This is a genomic window from Bacillus sp. FSL M8-0025 (assembly GCF_037975475.1).
GTDB lineage: Bacteria > Bacillota > Bacilli > Bacillales > Bacillaceae > Bacillus > Bacillus subtilis.
In genome coordinates this window covers 349,925-366,164 of the sequence record NZ_CP150258.1, presented here as the reverse complement: position 1 = coordinate 366,164, position 16,240 = coordinate 349,925, and the positions used below count along the sequence as shown (strand labels likewise).

12 protein-coding genes and 3 pseudogenes are annotated in these 16,240 nt (G+C 46.8%); 7 read left to right on the top strand and 8 right to left on the bottom strand.

Annotated features, from left to right (window positions below):
• Positions 1-134: 134 nt before the first annotated feature.
• The 3 genes and pseudogenes from MKX38_RS01955 to MKX38_RS01945 all read right to left on the bottom strand — a co-directional run bounded on the left by MKX38_RS01955 (position 135) and on the right by MKX38_RS01945 (position 1,102).
• On the bottom strand, positions 135-467 hold the full coding sequence (locus tag MKX38_RS01955; RefSeq protein ID WP_015252849.1) for a YckD family protein: 333 nt from the start codon (positions 465-467) through the stop codon (positions 135-137).
• Between the two features lie 81 nt (positions 468-548).
• A pseudogene (locus MKX38_RS01950) lies at positions 549-869 on the bottom strand (RDD family protein); the annotation flags it as partial.
• 35 nt (positions 870-904) lie between these two features.
• Positions 905-1,102 (bottom strand): annotated as a pseudogene (locus MKX38_RS01945) (hypothetical protein).
• A gap of 161 nt (positions 1,103-1,263) precedes the next feature.
• On the opposite strand from MKX38_RS01945, the gene MKX38_RS01940 reads away from it, so the two are divergent.
• Positions 1,264-2,127, top strand: coding sequence for a transporter substrate-binding domain-containing protein (locus MKX38_RS01940; protein ID WP_185184463.1), 864 nt, complete (start codon positions 1,264-1,266; stop codon positions 2,125-2,127).
• A gap of 9 nt (positions 2,128-2,136) precedes the next feature.
• Entirely contained in the window at positions 2,137-2,817 is a 681-nt protein-coding gene (locus MKX38_RS01935) for an amino acid ABC transporter permease (RefSeq protein WP_339188441.1), read from the top strand.
• A 48-nt stretch (positions 2,818-2,865) separates the two neighbouring features.
• On the opposite strand, the gene zinU is transcribed toward MKX38_RS01935, so the two are convergent.
• The 5 genes and pseudogenes from zinU to MKX38_RS01910 all read right to left on the bottom strand — a co-directional run bounded on the left by zinU (position 2,866) and on the right by MKX38_RS01910 (position 7,185).
• Positions 2,866-4,059 carry a zinc metallochaperone ZinU gene (gene zinU, locus MKX38_RS01930; RefSeq protein WP_088325286.1) on the bottom strand — a complete coding sequence of 398 codons (1,194 nt, stop codon included), beginning with the start codon at positions 4,057-4,059 and terminating at the stop codon, positions 2,866-2,868.
• Positions 4,060-4,086: 27 nt separating this feature from the next.
• Positions 4,087-4,272 (bottom strand): annotated as a pseudogene (locus MKX38_RS01925) (hypothetical protein).
• A gap of 95 nt (positions 4,273-4,367) precedes the next feature.
• The gene (locus MKX38_RS01920; RefSeq protein ID WP_339188437.1) at positions 4,368-4,952 is read right to left on the bottom strand and encodes a L,D-transpeptidase; all 585 of its coding nucleotides are present in this window, start codon (positions 4,950-4,952) and stop codon (positions 4,368-4,370) included.
• Positions 4,949-5,863, bottom strand: a complete 915-nt coding sequence (gene folE2 / locus MKX38_RS01915; RefSeq protein WP_144500918.1) for a GTP cyclohydrolase FolE2 — start codon at positions 5,861-5,863, stop codon at positions 4,949-4,951. The genes MKX38_RS01920 and folE2 overlap by 4 nt, the downstream gene beginning before the upstream one ends.
• A 116-nt stretch (positions 5,864-5,979) precedes the next feature.
• Positions 5,980-7,185 (bottom strand): nitrate/nitrite transporter, encoded by a 1,206-nt coding sequence (locus tag MKX38_RS01910; RefSeq protein WP_015252853.1) that lies wholly within the window; start codon positions 7,183-7,185, stop codon positions 5,980-5,982.
• A 179-nt stretch (positions 7,186-7,364) separates the two neighbouring features.
• Here MKX38_RS01910 and nasB point away from each other — a divergent pair, with 179 nt between their 5' ends.
• The 5 genes from nasB to cobA all read left to right on the top strand — a co-directional run bounded on the left by nasB (position 7,365) and on the right by cobA (position 16,221).
• Entirely contained in the window at positions 7,365-9,680 is a 2,316-nt protein-coding gene (gene nasB / locus MKX38_RS01905; protein WP_256683194.1) for an assimilatory nitrate reductase electron transfer subunit NasB, read from the top strand.
• Between the two features lie 6 nt (positions 9,681-9,686).
• Positions 9,687-11,819 carry an assimilatory nitrate reductase catalytic subunit gene (nasC, locus tag MKX38_RS01900; RefSeq protein WP_339188435.1) on the top strand — a complete coding sequence of 711 codons (2,133 nt, stop codon included), beginning with the start codon at positions 9,687-9,689 and terminating at the stop codon, positions 11,817-11,819.
• A 120-nt stretch (positions 11,820-11,939) separates the two neighbouring features.
• The gene (nasD, locus tag MKX38_RS01895) at positions 11,940-14,357 is read left to right on the top strand and encodes an NADPH-nitrite reductase (RefSeq protein ID WP_339188433.1); all 2,418 of its coding nucleotides are present in this window, start codon (positions 11,940-11,942) and stop codon (positions 14,355-14,357) included.
• Between the two features lie 31 nt (positions 14,358-14,388).
• Positions 14,389-14,709, top strand: coding sequence for a nitrite reductase small subunit NirD (gene nirD / locus MKX38_RS01890; protein ID WP_014475751.1), 321 nt, complete (start codon positions 14,389-14,391; stop codon positions 14,707-14,709).
• Positions 14,710-14,769: 60 nt separating this feature from the next.
• The gene (gene cobA / locus MKX38_RS01885; protein ID WP_326248735.1) at positions 14,770-16,221 is read left to right on the top strand and encodes a uroporphyrinogen-III C-methyltransferase; all 1,452 of its coding nucleotides are present in this window, start codon (positions 14,770-14,772) and stop codon (positions 16,219-16,221) included.
• Positions 16,222-16,240: the final 19 nt, after the last annotated feature.

Genomic DNA, 16,240 nt, shown 5'->3' with positions numbered 1-16,240 from the left:
ATTATTGATAAACCTATCATAGGCTATGAAACGCGTTTCATATCAACTCGATGTTAGTCGCGGAACAGCTCAGCTAATATTGCCTACCTGTAAATAACGCAAAAGCACCCAATTCCAATTGGATGCTTACCATTTTAATGTCTTTTTTCAAATTTATGCGGATGAGGATGGTGCTTTGGAACAAAGCCGTTTTGTTTCATCATTTCAAAGTGTTTGTCCAAGTGATTTTTGATGTGTTCTCCTCTTTCTTTAGGCAGGATACCGTATTGTACATACTTTGAGATCACGTCTTTGCGCTTTTTAAGAATCTCTGCTTCCAGTTGTTCAATCTCTTTCTTTTGCTGATCTGTCAGTGTAACATTTGCGGGAGGCTGCTGCTGTTTTTCAGCGGCCTCAGCTGTACCGGTCAGAGAAATGACAGCCGCTGCAATGAACATTGTGATGATGTTGATGGTTATTCGTTTCATCCAGTTTATTCCTCCAATCCTATTTTTCATATGTTTTGCTGCCTTGTATTTTTTATGCATAAAAATAAAAAGAGCGAACCATTATTCGCTCTTTCTAATCTCTTCGTCAGCATTAAGTTCCTCTTCACCTAGTGTCGCATAAGTGACATATGTTCCCGCGATTAAATCATGCAGGGTCCGTTTGTCTTCTCGTACGGCAATCAGAATCAGGCTGGCGATCAAGCCGAGTCCGAAGGTTATACAGTAAACCAGGCCGGCTACAATAACCTGTTAAAACATTGTTAACAGACTAACCTGTGATCCGTCTTTTTTTACGATTCTGATTCCGCAGATCCTTTTTCCGATAAGATAACCGCGCCAAAACACCGGCAGCAAAATAGAATACAGCAGAACAAACAGGCTGGTTTGTAACTATTCATTTGACTCCCCATTATGGTTTAAATGTTTCCATTTTCTTTCTCATCGAATATATCATATGCCTTAGGGGCATCAGCAAGACTTTAATTTATTCTGAAGATCGATTTCATGCTTCTTGACCATTTCTTACGGTATTGGCATAGATGAGTGACGGGTCTGCGGCATCCTTCACTTTCACATGCGTTTCCTTGGTACGTCTGGCATTCATCCTTGGACAACTCCTTTTTTCATCACCTCTTCCCTTCATAGACGCTTTTAAATACCCACCCATGCCTTTTGTATACACAATTCGAACTTTTTGAAAACGCGATCAACATATTGCAACCCCTTATGTTCAATGCTATCTTTTTAGTTGATTAACAGATTGGGGGAACTATAGGTGAAATCATTCATGCAATCCAAAGCCGTTATATTCAGTTTCACAATGGCTTTCTTTCTTATATTGGCAGCCTGTTCCGGCAAAAATGAAGCCGATTCCAAGGATACAGGCTGGGAGCAAATCAAGGACAAAGGGAAAATCGTAGTCGCTACATCAGGTACGCTTTATCCCACTTCTTATCATGATACCGACTCTGGCTCCGATAAGCTGACGGGCTACGAGGTTGAAGTCGTTCGTGAAGCGGCAAAACGCCTGGGACTGAAGGTTGAGTTCAAGGAGATGGGCATTGACGGGATGCTGACAGCGGTGAACAGCGGACAGGTTGACGCAGCCGCGAATGACATCGATGTGACGAAGGACCGCGAGAAGAAGTTCGCATTTTCTACTCCATATAAATATTCATACGGTACGGCAATTGTCCGAAAAGACGATTTATCAGGGATTAAAACGCTTAAGGATTTAAAAGGGAAGAAAGCGGCTGGCGCGGCTACGACCGTCTACATGGATGTCGCGAGAAAATACGGCGCCAAAGAAGTGATTTATGATAATGCGACGAATGAGCAATATTTAAAAGATGTTGCCAACGGACGCACTGACGTCATTTTAAACGACTATTACCTGCAGACACTTGCGCTCGCGGCATTCCCGGATCTCAACATTACAATTCATCCTGACATCAAGTACATGCCGAACAAACAGGCCCTTGTCATGAAAAAAAGCAATGAGGCACTTCAGAAAAAGATGAACGAAGCATTGAAAGAGATGAGCAAGGATGGCTCTTTGACTAAACTGTCGAAACAATTCTTCAATAAAGCAGATGTATCAAAAAAAATTGATGCCGACGTTCAGGACGTTGATTTATAATCGGACGCCATGATCAATAGCATTCAATGGGAATATATTTTCAACACGAAGCTGGCTATTGAATCGTTCCCTTATGTCATAAAAGGCATTGGGTATACACTGCTCATCTCTTTTGTAAGCATGTTTGCAGGAACTGTGATCGGCCTGTTCATATCACTCGCCAGAATGTCTAAGCTTGCTTTGTTAAGATGGCCAGCGAAGCTCTATATCTCATTTATGCGGGGCGTTCCGATTTTAGTGATTTTGTTTATCCTTTATTTCGGGTTTCCTTATATCGGCATTCAATTTTCCGCGGTCACGGCTGCTTTAATCGGCTTTAGCCTAAACAGCGCCGCCTACATTGCGGAAATTAACCGTTCAGCCATTTCATCCGTCGAAAAAGGACAGTGGGAAGCCGCATCCTCGCTGGGTCTTTCCTATTGGCAGACGATGAGGGGCATCATTTTGCCGCAATCGATACGTATTGCGCTGCCTCCGCTTGCCAATGTGTTGCTCGACTTAATCAAGGCGTCATCTCTCGCTGCGATGATTACAGTGCCGGAATTGCTCCAGCATGCGAAAATCATCGGGGGCAGAGAGTTTGATTATATGACCATGTATATTCTGATCGCTCTCATTTATTGGGCCATCTGCTCCATTGCCGCGGTCTTTCAGAATATCCTTGAGAAAAAATACGCTCATTATGTTTAAACAAACGTTTCATTAAAAAAAGCCGCTCCCCAGGGGACGGCTTTTTTTCTATTGATTCAGCTTCCATTTAAACGGGTCCTCAAACAGCGACCAGTCGGAATCAAATTCATATTCAGTCAGCAGGCATTGATCAAGCTCTTTCGTGATCGTTTCTTCATCCAGGTCAGTTCCGATAAAAACTAGCTGCGTTAGGCGGTCGCCGAACTCCGGGTCCCACTCCTCCAGGATTTCCGGCTCCTGCTGTTTGACTTGCTCCTGCTCAAGCTTCGGCAGCGCCGCCACCCAATAAGATACAGGCTCAATCGTAACCGACGGACCTGCTTGCGACATCAGCAAAGCGAGGTTGTTATGAGATGCGCACCAGACAATTCCTTTGGCCCGAACCACGGTCTTTGGCATTTGATCCATCCATTGATAAAACCGTGTAGAATGAAACGGCAAACGTCTCTTATATACAAATGAAGAGATACCGTATTCTTCTGTTTCCGGGGTGTGTTCCGCATGGCCTGCCGTCAGCTCTTGAATCCAGCCGGCCGATCCGCTCGCTTCCTCGAAGTTAAATAACCCTGTATGCAAAATCTCCTGCGGTTTTACATTTCCTTTGACGGAACGAATGAACTTGGCTCTTGGCTGCAGTTTACGAAGAACTTTTTCAAGCTGTTCGAGCTCTTGCTCGCTGACTAAATCACATTTATTTAAGATCAGTACATCGCAAAACTCAATTTGATCGATCAAGAGGTCGGCGATTTCTCTTTCATCCTCTTCCCCCAATGCTTCTTTGCGGTCCAGAAGGCTTTCGCCTGACTGATAATCATGCCAAAAACGGTTGGCATCAACCACTGTCACCATCGTATCCAGCTGACAGAATTTTGTAAGATCGATTCCCATCTCTTCATCGATATAAGAGAAAGTCTGGGCCACCGGGATCGGTTCACTGATTCCTGTCGATTCGATGACGATATAATCAAACCGTCCGTCTTTTGCCAGCTTCTCAACTTCAATTAATAAGTCTTCGCGAAGCGTGCAGCAAATGCAGCCGTTTGACATTTCCACAAGCTTTTCATCTGTTCTGGAAAGGCCCCCTTCCTGCTTAACCAAGCCCGCGTCAATGTTCACCTCGCTCATATCGTTTACGATAACCGCTATTTTCAAGCCTTCGCGATTTTGCAGAATGCTGTTCAGCAATGTTGTTTTTCCCGCACCGAGATAACCGCTCAGTACGGTAACCGGAATTTTTTTCATAATAATGCCTCCATTAAAATAGAATGATTACGATTTAAATTGTATACTTTGCCATATGTACAATGGTGTAGAGCAGCTTTTCGCGCTCATTTCTCGCTGCCGCCCGATTTATAAATCAGTAAAGGCTCCAACCGCGTTTAATCCTTTTCCCCATCGCAAATCCCTGCCCTTGCCGACAGCAAGATCCTTAATCGATGCCTTTCCGCTTTTCACAGATGCACAGACAATGATAAGCCATTTATCATAAAACGTAATTGTTACGATTTAAATTGTATGGTCTTTTTTCCTTTTTGTCAACGGTTTTCAATTCAGCTGATCACCACTTTTGTATGTTCAGGGATATTTTCATATACCCATTTCGCATCTGGAATGGTCAGCCTGATACATCCGTGAGATGCTTTCGTTCCTAGTTTTTCTGCTTCCGTTTTGATGACTTTTTGATCCTTAGTCATTGGCACACTATGAAATAAAAATTCACCGTGATTTTTCCATGATACCCAGTATTCTGCGCCTTCCTGGTATCCTTCGGAGAAAAACCATTCTCCCCGTTCAGGCTCTACATAAAAGGAGCCCTTTGGCGTAGCATCATCTTTTGTTTGATCAAGACCAGAAGAGATCATCATTGTATAGATGGTGTTGCTTCCTTCCTTGATGTAAGCCTTCTGCTCCTTCACATTCACATCAATCCAGACATGCTTCTGTTTAATATCCGGGTATTCTCCGCCCGAAGGCTTTGTCCAATCAATGCTTGTTTTTTCTGGTTTTCGGGCGGCCGTCATGTGCTCGTCCGTTTTCTTCGTATTTAAACTTGCGTGTTCTTCCGTATGATAAGAACACGCTGACAGCAGGCTGGCCGGCACAAGAACTGCAATAATGAATAATGAGCGTTTCATATTCTATCCACCTGTTTCGAAAAACGCAGCTTCGCGCAGGCATCGTGGAGATGGATCGATTCTTCATTGCGGCATTCAATCTCAAAGGCCGACACCCATTCAAGCTCAAACAAATCAGCAGCAATCAGCCGGACGAGATCCTCAACAAATCTCGGGTTTTCATAGGCCGTTTCTGTCACGGCTTTTTCATCAGGCCGCTTCAATACCGGATGCAGTCTCGCAGAAGCATTTGATTCTGCGGCGTGAAGCAAATCAGCTTTAACATCACTTGGCAGCGATGCGGCCGGGTGAATATCCGCCCAAATGCTGACCGTTCCCCTCTGATTATGGGCACTGTATTCGCTGATTTCCTTGGAGCAAGGGCACAGAGTCGTTACTTTTGCTGAGATGCCGGCACGCTGTTTAAACGGCTGATCTTTGCGATAGGTGACAGACATGAATATATCAGCATGCATCAAACCCGCTTTCTCAAGCTTCGGGCTTTTCCGTTCGAAAAACCACGGAAACCTCACTTCAACTGTGGCAGATGATGTGTCCATGTTTTCTGCAAGCTCTTTCGTAAATTGCTGAAGAGAGGAAAATGAGAGAATCCAACCATTTTGATGATAGACTTGCAGCAGCTCTGTTAACCGGCTCATGTTAATCCCTTTCTGATTTCTCGGCAAATTACAAGTCATTGTAAAGTTCGCAGCCGTTGTTTGCTCGGCAGGCATCATGGCAGAAGTGATTGTGACTGGATGGGACACATTAGCGACACCTACATGCTGAATGTCAAAAAAATAATCCTTCCTGATATTTTGCAGGTCCTTCATTTTCTCTTTTTCCACTGGTTTCTCGCCTTTGATCGGACTGACCGATCCAAAGTATTGAAGACGCTCCGTTTTTTTCGGGAGCAGCGTATGTTGATTCATTCAGAAAACTCCTCTCGCTAACAAATCGTAATAATTACTATTTATTTTGATCTTTTCACTGTTGAAAATCAAGAGAAAATAAAAAAGACACGCACAAACGCGTGTCCGTCAAAATCCTAAACATCCGCCGGGCTGCTTTCCGCGCTCCAGCTTTTCCGCCAGTAATAGCCTGCGGCAAGCACAAGTGCAAACGCCAGCAGCGCGATACAGGAAAACGTGATAAAACCGATAGCATATGTGCCTGTCATCTGTTTGAGAGATCCTAAGATGTTCGGCAGGAAAAACCCTCCGATTCCTCCGGCCGCACCGACGATTCCCGTCACCATGCCAATTTCTTTGCGAAAACGCTGCGGTACAAGCTGGAATACTGCGCCGTTTCCCATTCCGAGCCCCATCATTCCGACAAACAATAGAACAATAACCATTGAAAGAGATGGCAGGCTGCTGACTCCGGCCATACACAGTGCCACGATGACAAACAATACAGAAAGAACTTTCGTGCCGCCGACACGATCCGAAATCAAGCCCCCGACAGGCCGGAAAAAGCTCCCCGCCGCCACACATAATGTAACGAAGTCCCCTGCGTGAATTTTTGACAGCTGGTATTGATCAACAAAGAAAATAGATAAAAAGCTTGAGAGCCCGACAAATCCGCCAAATGTGACGCTGTACAGCAGGCAGAAAAACCATGTTTCCTTTTGCCCGAACACATGCAGATAGCTTTTGAGCGGCTGCGGAGCCGGCTGTGCAGGAGAATCCTTTGCCATGGATACAAAAAGAATAAAGACGATCAATAATGGAATTAGCGCAATTCCCATGACAATGTGCCAGCCGAACTGCTCTGCCAGACGAGGGCCAAACAGGGTTGCAAACAACGTGCCGCTGTTCCCCGCTCCGGCAATCCCCATCGCAAGTCCCTGCAAATGAGGCGGATACCAGCGGCTGGCCATAGGCAGCGCTACAGCAAAGCTTGCCCCCGCCACGCCAAGCAGAATCCCGATGGCATACAGCTCAGTCAGGGAACGGCCGCCGAATGTCCCCCAAAGCAGCGGAATCATCGTCACCAGCATCCCGATCACTGCCGTTTTTTTCGGTCCGATTCTGTCCGTTAAAATACCAAGAATGATACGAAACACAGATCCAGATAAAATCGGCACAGCTACGACAAGCCCTTTCTCAAAAGGAGACAGGCCAAAATCCTGAGAAATATAAACACCCAGCGCCCCAAGCATAACCCATATCATAAAACTGACATCAAAGTATAAAAAGGAACAGAGCAAAGTGAGTGGATGACCGCTAGTTTTCAGTTCCGACAGCTTCATAAGATTCCCCTTTCTAGACCCTCATTATTTTACATTTTCTGAATCAAGGATATAGGACCATTATTTTCTGGAAAAGACATGTGTAAGTTTTTGTGACACGTTTAATGCGTTAACAATGCATTGTGACATAATTTTTAATAGGAGAAAACTTACGAGCTTCGCCAAAGGAGGTCTGATACATGAAGAAACAAAGATTGGTGTTAGCGGGAAACGGCATGGCCGGAATCCGCTGTATTGAAGAAGTATTAAAGCTGAATCGCCACATGTTTGAGATTGTCATTTTCGGAAGCGAGCCGCATCCCAATTACAATCGCATTCTCTTATCCTCTGTATTGCAGGGTGAAGCGTCACTCGATGATATTACACTGAACAGCAAGGATTGGTACGACAAGCACGGGATCACGCTTTACACAGGCGAAACGGTTATTCAGATTGATACAGATCAGCAGCAGGTCATCACAGATCGGAAACGCACTCTGTCGTATGACAAATTAATAGTGGCAACAGGCTCCTCCCCTCATATTCTCCCTATCCCCGGGGCAGACAAAAAAGGTGTCTATGGATTTCGGACAATAGAAGACTGCCAAGCGCTGATGAACATGGCCCAGCACTTTCAAAAGGCTGCGGTAATCGGAGCCGGCTTATTAGGACTGGAAGCTGCAGTAGGTTTACAGCATCTCGGTATGGATGTCAGCGTCATTCACCACTCCGCCGGCATTATGCAAAAACAGCTCGATCAAACAGCGGCGCGGCTGCTGCAAACAGAGCTGGAACAAAAAGGCCTAACCTTTCTTTTGGAGAAAGACACCGTCTCCATTTCCGGCGCCACGAAGGCAGACCGAATCCATTTTAAAGATGGCTCTTCATTAAAAGCAGACTTGATTGTGATGGCGGCCGGCGTCAAACCGAATATTGAATTGGCTGTATCCGCTGGAATCAAAGTGAACCGCGGGATCATCGTGAATGACTTCATGCAGACAAGCGAACCGAATATCTACGCCGTTGGTGAATGCGCTGAGCATAACGGAACGGTGTACGGATTGGTGGCTCCGCTTTATGAGCAGGGAAAAGCGCTCGCCAGTCATATTTGCGGCGTTCCATGTGAGGAATATCAAGGCTCAGCACTATCAGCGGCGTTAAAAATAGCTGGAATCGATGTGTGGTCAGCAGGAAAGATCCAAGAGGATGAACGCACGACGAGCATCAAAATCTACGACGAACAAGCAGGAGTTTATAAAAAAGCGCTTTTTGTAGATGAAAAACTGGCCGGCGTTATTTTATTCGGAGACACCCGTGACAAGCAGCGGCTTCTCGACAGCCTCCTTAAACAACGAGACATCTCCATTGTCAAAAAGCAGATCATCGAACCGGAGACAAGCGGCCCTTTATTTGAATCCATGCCTTCCAGTGAAACGATTTGCCAATGCAACACAGTGACGAAAGGCGCGATTGAAGAAGCGGTGCACACGAATAGCTTAACAACTGTTGAGGAAGTCAAGCACTGCACCAAAGCCACTGGGTCCTGCGGAGGATGCAAACCGCTCGTTGAAGACCTTTTGAGGCACATGACCAACAGCGAATATACGAAGCCCGCCGGCACACCTTCGTTTTGCAGCTGTACTGATTTTACAGAAGACGACATCATCGCTGAGCTTCAGCGCAGGCCATTCACTAATCCGGCAGAAGTGATGAACCAGCTTGACTGGAAAACAAAAAACGGATGCAGTACTTGTGTTCCTGCGATTCAATACTATCTGGAAATGCTGTACCCTGGGTTTGTCCAGCCTGAGCCAGCCACTGAAGAGACATGCATCCTGATCCCGCAAATGTACGGCGGGCGGACAAACGCGGAGCAGCTAAGAACCATCGCCAACATCATTGAGGCATACAGCATTCCCGACGTATCCATCACTCACGGCCAAAGGCTGAAGCTTTCCGGGATCAAGCCTGCGGATCTCCCGAACATAAAAAAAGACCTGAAGATGCCCGTTTACACTAATGAACACCGACACGCGCTGCAAAGCATCAAAGCATGTACATGCGGGCAAAATCGATCAATTCAGCAGCTGGCAGCCCAAATCGAAAGACAACTTGAGATGCTTCCCTTACCCGCTCCCATTTCTATCAGCTTATCATGTGAAACAGACTGCACCGATGCCGCCCTGCAAGATGTCGGCGCAATTCGGAGACAAGCTGGCTGGGACATTCACATCGGCGGCGTCCGGGGAACTCATGCCCGTTCAGGAGCTTTGTTTTGCGTGACTGAGAACGAAGACAGCACTGCCGGCATGATCAAAGGACTGATCCAGTATTATCGGGAAACGGCTCATTACTTAGAAGGTGTTCATCAGTGGATAGACCGTCTCGGGATCGTTCATATCAGAGAAGTGCTATTCGAAGAAGACCTAAGGGCACAGCTGCTGGAAAGCCTCCAAACAGATCTGTCACTGATTCAAAACCCGACTGTAGAGACGGGTGCATATAAGAAAGGATGAGGCATTTTGACTGAACGACTGCTTAGATATTTCCGTGATAAACAGCAAGACGTCCAATCAGAAAAAACATATGACACTCAATGCCCGTTTTGCAGTATGCAGTGCAAAATGCAGCTCGTGGAACAAACCATCGTCACGCGCAAAAAGTATACTGCAATCGGGATTGATAATCCTACGACACAGGGCAGGTTATGCATGAAGGGCATGAACGCCCACCAGCATGCCCTGAACTCCTCCCGCATCACCCGGCCGCTGCTGAAGAAAAACGGCGAGTTTATGCCTGTTTCCTGGGAAGAAGCACTGAATCATATCAAAGACCAAGTGACAATGATCCAAACTGAACACGGACATGACGCCATGGCGGTATACGGAAGCGCCTCGATTACAAATGAAGAAGCGTATTTGTTAGGGAAATTCGCACGGGTGGGCTTACAGACAAAATACATCGACTACAACGGGAGGCTTTGTATGTCCGCCGCAGCAACCGCAGCCAACCAAACATTCGGCGCAGACAGAGGCTTAACGAATCCTTTATCAGACATTCCCCACACCCGTGTGATCATTCTGGCCGGCACCAATATCGCGGAATGCCAGCCTACGATTATGCCGTATTTTGAAAAAGCGAAAGAAAACGGAGCTTACATCATTGCTATTGATCCGCGTGAAACAGCGACAACAAAAATCGCCGATCTTCATTTGAAAATCAAACCCGGCACAGACGCCGCTCTTGCCAACGGTCTCGTCAAAATCATCATCGACGAACAGCTTATAAACGAGGATTTCATTCAATCACGAACAAATGGATTCGAAGAGCTGAAGCAGCATACTGACTCGTTGGACCTGAATGACATCGCCGAACAGACGAGTGTCCCCCTGGTGGATATAAGAAAAGCGGCTGTAAAGTTTGCCAAGGAAACGTCCGGCATGCTGTTTACAGCCCGCGGGATTGAACAGCAAACCGATGGAACAGCGGCTGTGAAAGGCTTCTTAAACATGGTGCTGATCACAGGAAAAATCGGCAAGCCTTACTCAGGTTACGGGGCGATCACCGGACAAGGCAACGGGCAAGGTGCAAGAGAGCATGGCCAAAAAGCCGATCAGCTTCCGGGCTATCGATCTATTGAAAACGAACAACACCGGGCACATGTTGCGAAAGTGTGGGGAATCCATCAGGATGATCTGCCGCGAAAAGGTGTCTCAGCCTATGAAATGATGGAAAAAATCAACGACGGCGACATCAAAGGATTGTTCCTCATGTGCTCCAATCCTGCTGTCTCCAGCCCAAATGCGAATCTCGTGAAAAAGGCTTTAAGGAAACTGACATTCTTTGTTGCAATCGATTTGTTTATTTCTGAGACTGCGAAATACGCAGATGTGATTTTACCTGCCTCCTCTTACTTAGAAGATGAAGGCACCATGACAAATGTAGAAGGACGCGTGACATTAAGAGAAGCAAGCCGGCCATGCCCCGGCGAAGCAAAGCATGATTGGCAGATCATTTGTGATCTCGCATCCGCTCTCGGCAAGGGCCGCTACTTTTCTTATACGTCAGCGGAGGATATTTTTAATGAATTGAGAGAAGCGAGCCGAGGCGGGATTGCCGATTATTCAGGCATCTCATACGGCAGGCTCAGACGTGAAGGCGGCATTCATTGGCCGTGTCCGGAATCTGATCATCCCGGAACTGGGCGCTTGTTTACAGAATCATTTGCTCATCCGGATCAAAAAGCGGCATTAAGTGTGATTCCAAACGAACCACCTGTTCCAAAAGAGAAGCCGACAGCCGATTATCCGCTTTATTTAACGACAGGCAGAGTCATGTCTCACTACTTAACAGGCGTCCAAACAAGAAAAAGCGCCGCCCTTGCCGCGAGACATTTTGAATCGTTTATGGAAATCCATCCGCAAACAGCAGCGACCTACAATATCGAGGACCGTGTACTGGTAAAAATAGAATCGCCGCGGGGAAGCATCACCGTCCGCAGCAAATTATCAGAACAAATCAGAAAAGATACTGTTTTTGTTCCCATCCATTGGGCAGACGCTCAAAATGTGAATGATTTAATCGGGGAAGCCTTAGATCCAGCCTGTAAAATGCCCGGTTTTAAGGTATGCGCCGTCCGAATCAGACCTATTTAAATTTTTCATAAAATTTTTAGAACTTTTCGTATATTTTGTTACATTTTATAACATGTATCTTAAATATTCCTTTTTGCTGTGCTACGCTGGAAAAAACATTGATAAGGAGCGGATCATCTGATGGGAAAAAAACAGCTAGTTCTTGTTGGTAATGGAATGGCCGGGGTAAGGGCCATTGAAGAGATACTGAGTATTGCTAAAGACGAGTTTCAGATCACAATTTTCGGTGCCGAACCGCATCCCAATTACAACCGAATCCTTTTGTCAAAAGTGCTTCAAGGCGATACAGATATTAAAGATATTACGTTAAACGATTGGGACTGGTACGAAGAAAACAACATTCAATTGTATACAAATGAAACAGTCATCAAAGTGGACACGGAAAACAAAACAGTCATCACAGATGCAGACAGAATCCAGCCTTACGATGAATTGATCCTGGCGACAGGCTCGGTCCCTTTTATCCTTCCGATTCCGGGCGCAGACAAAAAAGGCGTCACAGCTTTCCGGGACATAAAAGATACAGACACAATGCTCGCCGCGTCAAAACAATATAAAAAAGCTGCCGTCATCGGCGGAGGACTTCTTGGTTTGGAAGCAGCTCGCGGACTGCTGAATCTTGGCATGGATGTGTCCGTCATCCACCTTGCCCCATTCCTGATGGAGCGCCAGCTTGATGCAACGGCAGGACGCCTGCTGCAAAACGAGTTAGAAAAACAAGGTATGACCTTTTTACTTGAAAAGCAAACAGAAGAAATTGTCGGTGACGACCGTGTCGAAGGCCTCCGATTCAAGGATGGCACAAGCATTGAAGCTGATTTAGTCGTCATGGCTGTCGGCATCCGCCCAAATACAACGCTCGGGGCCGAGAGCGGCATTCCGGTTAACCGCGGCATCATCGTCAACGATTATATGCAGACTGAAATCCCGCACATTTACGCGGTCGGCGAATGTGCCGAGCACCGAGGAATCGCCTACGGGCTTGTGGCGCCGCTGTATGAACAGGCAAAAGTGCTGGCAAAGCATATGTGCGGCATCGAAACAAAACCGTATGAGGGCTCCGTTCTCTCCACACAGTTAAAGGTATCAGGCGTCGAGGTCTTCTCTGCCGGTGACTTTAACGAATCAGAGGAGAAAAAAGCGATTAAAGTCTTCGATGAGCAGGACGGCATCTATAAAAAAATAGTCCTGAGAGGCAATCAAATTGTCGGTGCTGTTTTATTCGGCGACAGCAGCGAAGGCAATCGCCTGTTTTCTATGATTCAAAAAGAAGCCGATATCTCTGAAACCTCTAAAATATCAATCTTACAGCCCCTCAGCCAGGAAGCAGGCACAAGCATAACCGCAGCGATGAGCGACGATGAAATCATCTGCGGCTGTAACGGCGTGTCAAAAGGTGCGATTATTCAAGCCATACAGGAAAAGGGCTGCTCGTCAACGGACGAAATCAAAGCATGCACCGGCGCATCCCGCTCATGCGGAGGCTGTAAGCCACTCGTAGAAGAAATCCTCCAGCATACGCTCGGATCAGACTTTGATGCGTCAGCGCAAAAAGAATCCATTTGCGGCTGTACCACATTGTCGAGAGATGAAGTCGTAGAAGAAATCAAAGCCAAAGGGCTGTCACATACAAGAGAAGTCATGAATGTGCTCGGCTGGAAAACGCCAGAAGGCTGTTCCAAATGCCGCCCGGCTCTGAACTACTACTTAGGCATGATCAATCCAACCAAATACGAGGATGACCGGACATCCCGCTTTGTTAATGAACGAATGCACGCCAATATTCAAAAAGACGGAACATACTCAGTCGTTCCTCGGATGTACGGCGGCGTGACCAACTCCACAGATTTGCGCAAGATCGCCGATGTCGTTGACAAATATGAGATCCCGCTCGTGAAAATGACAGGCGGCCAGCGAATTGATCTTATCGGCGTGAAAAAAGAAGACCTTCCGAAGGTATGGGAAGATCTTGATATGCCATCGGGCTACGCGTACGGAAAAACGCTCCGCACAGTGAAAACGTGTGTAGGCGAGCAATTCTGCCGCTTCGGCACACAAGACTCCATGGCACTGGGCATTGCGCTTGAGAAAAAATTCGAAGGGCTGAACACGCCTCACAAAGTCAAAATGGCCGTGTCTGCCTGCCCGCGAAACTGTGCGGAATCCGGCATTAAGGACCTTGGCGTTGTCGGCATCGACGGAGGCTGGGAGCTTTATGTCGGCGGAAACGGCGGAACCCATTTGCGTGCCGGCGATTTGCTGATGAAGGTGAAAACAAATGAAGAAGTCTTAGAATACGCAGGCGCTTACCTGCAATATTACAGGGAAACCGCAAACTATCTGGAGCGTACGTCCGCATGGCTTGAGCGCGTCGGTTTATCCCATGTCCAATCCGTGTTAAACGATCCGGAAAAGCGGCAGGAGCTGAACGGCCGAATGAATGAAACACTCTCTGTCCACAAGGATCCGTGGAAAGACTTTTTAGAGGATAAACAAACCTCTAAAGAATTATTTGAAAATGTCGTGACCACATCATAATGACAAAAACAATCATTGAGGAGGAATGGACATGGTAAACAAAGACGTAACAAAAGTATGTATCGGAAAAATTGAAGAATTGCCTGAACAATTAGGCAAAACAGTGTATATTGAAGATAAGGAGCTCGCGGTTTTCAAGCTTTCAGACGGAAGCATCCGCGCCATCGAAAACCGCTGTCCGCATAAGGGCGGCGTCCTGGCAGAAGGCATCGTCAGCGGTGAATATGTTTTCTGCCCGATGCACGACTGGAAAATTTCCTTAGAAGACGGAATCGTCCAAGAACCTGACCACGGATGCGTCAAAACATATGAAACGCTGATCGAAGGAGAACATGTTTATCTCGTATATTGATCAAAAGACCGGATCACTTTTCTAGTGGTCCTTCATTTTTTACAGTGACGGAAGGATGACATGATCATGAAGAACGGAATCGTATATTTCGTGGGAGCCGGACCCGGCGACCCAGGACTGCTCACCATCAAAGGAAAACAGGCGCTCGAGGAAGCAGATGTGATTTTATATGACCGGCTCGCCAACCCGAAGCTGCTCGAATTTGCATCACCGGACTGCCAGTTTATTTATTGCGGAAAACTGCCAGACCGCCATTTTATGAAACAAAAAGAAATTAACGCCCTGCTGGTTGAAAAAGCATTAAATGGGTTAACCGTCGTTCGCTTGAAGGGCGGAGATCCGAGCGTATTCGGCAGAGTCGGCGAGGAAGCAGATGCTCTTCATGAGCACGGCATTCGCTATGAAATGGTGCCGGGAATCACCTCTGGAATTGCAGCGCCGCTATATGCGGGCATCCCCGTCACGCATCGGGATTTTGCATCGTCTTTTGCCATGATTACAGCGCATGATAAATCATTAAAAGGCACGCCGAACCTTGACTGGGAAGGGCTGGCCCGAAGCGTTCAAACCCTTGTTTTTTACATGGGTGTCAAGAACTTGTCTTATATTTGCCAGCAGCTTATTTCATACGGGAAATCGCCTTCTGTCCCTGTCATTGTCATCCAATGGGGAACGTGGGGCCGCCAGCGGAGTGTGAAAGGAACACTTGAGAACATTCAGCAAAAAGTGCAAGAACACCAGATTACAAACCCTGCGATTATCGTCATTGGAGACATCGTCAACTTTCAAACACACAGCTGGTTTGAAAGCAAACCGCTCATCGGCCGGCATTTGATGGTTGTGACTCATGGCGAAGATGAAGACCAGCTTGCAGACAAGCTGCGCGATTCCGGCGCCGATGTCATCGAGTGGCCGAAATGGCGGACCGAAAACATGCCTGTCAATGAAGACATTCTTCGAAAGATTGGCACCTTTGAAGACATTTTTTTCACATCGCGCCGGGCGGTTTGTGAATTTTTCAGAGCACTGGCTTCTCAGAAAATCGACATCCGCCAGCTGACAGCCGAACTGAGTGCAGCATCTGAGCAAGCAAAGACGGAGCTTGAAAAACGGGGCTTTCTTGTCACCGCCATTCAGCCTGATTCAGAAAAACGTCTTGTTGTCGGGAGCCGCCATGCAGTGGAATTCATGCAAAAGCATGAATCCTGTTCGTTTTATATCACTCATGAAAACGTCATAGATGACCGGTTCACCCACATGATTCAGCGTACCATCAGTGAATCCCCGCTGCACATGGTCATTTGCCCAAACAAGCTGTCCGTTCAGCAATTGATCAATGGTGGCGAACAAATTGGCATTTCGCCGGAACCGTCAGCAAGCCGGCCCCCTATCGTCTGTATAGGCGATGACTCAGCTGCCGGGGCTTATGGATTCACAGCCATCCAAGAACAGGATGAATTATTTGCTTTCATCCAAAATCAACAAGCGGAAAGAAAACTCCTTCACAGCTGATGGCAAACAGCCCTTTCCC

Excerpts from the sequence above, each read along its gene's own strand:
- nasB (WP_256683194.1), top strand. The coding sequence starts at position 7,365 with ATGAAGAAACAAAGATTGGTGTTAGCGGGAAACGGCATGGCCGGAATC.
- MKX38_RS01920 (WP_339188437.1), bottom strand. The coding sequence starts at position 4,952 with ATGAAACGCTCATTATTCATTATTGCAGTTCTTGTGCCGGCCAGCCTG.
- cobA (WP_326248735.1), top strand. The coding sequence starts at position 14,770 with ATGATCATGAAGAACGGAATCGTATATTTCGTGGGAGCCGGACCCGGC.
- folE2 (WP_144500918.1), bottom strand. The coding sequence starts at position 5,863 with ATGAATCAACATACGCTGCTCCCGAAAAAAACGGAGCGTCTTCAATAC.
- MKX38_RS01910 (WP_015252853.1), bottom strand. The coding sequence starts at position 7,185 with ATGAAGCTGTCGGAACTGAAAACTAGCGGTCATCCACTCACTTTGCTC.
- nasD (WP_339188433.1), top strand. The coding sequence starts at position 11,940 with ATGGGAAAAAAACAGCTAGTTCTTGTTGGTAATGGAATGGCCGGGGTA.
- MKX38_RS01955 (WP_015252849.1), bottom strand. The coding sequence starts at position 467 with ATGAAACGAATAACCATCAACATCATCACAATGTTCATTGCAGCGGCT.
- nirD (WP_014475751.1), top strand. The coding sequence starts at position 14,389 with ATGGTAAACAAAGACGTAACAAAAGTATGTATCGGAAAAATTGAAGAA.
- zinU (WP_088325286.1), bottom strand. The coding sequence starts at position 4,059 with ATGAAAAAAATTCCGGTTACCGTACTGAGCGGTTATCTCGGTGCGGGA.
- MKX38_RS01935 (WP_339188441.1), top strand. The coding sequence starts at position 2,137 with ATGATCAATAGCATTCAATGGGAATATATTTTCAACACGAAGCTGGCT.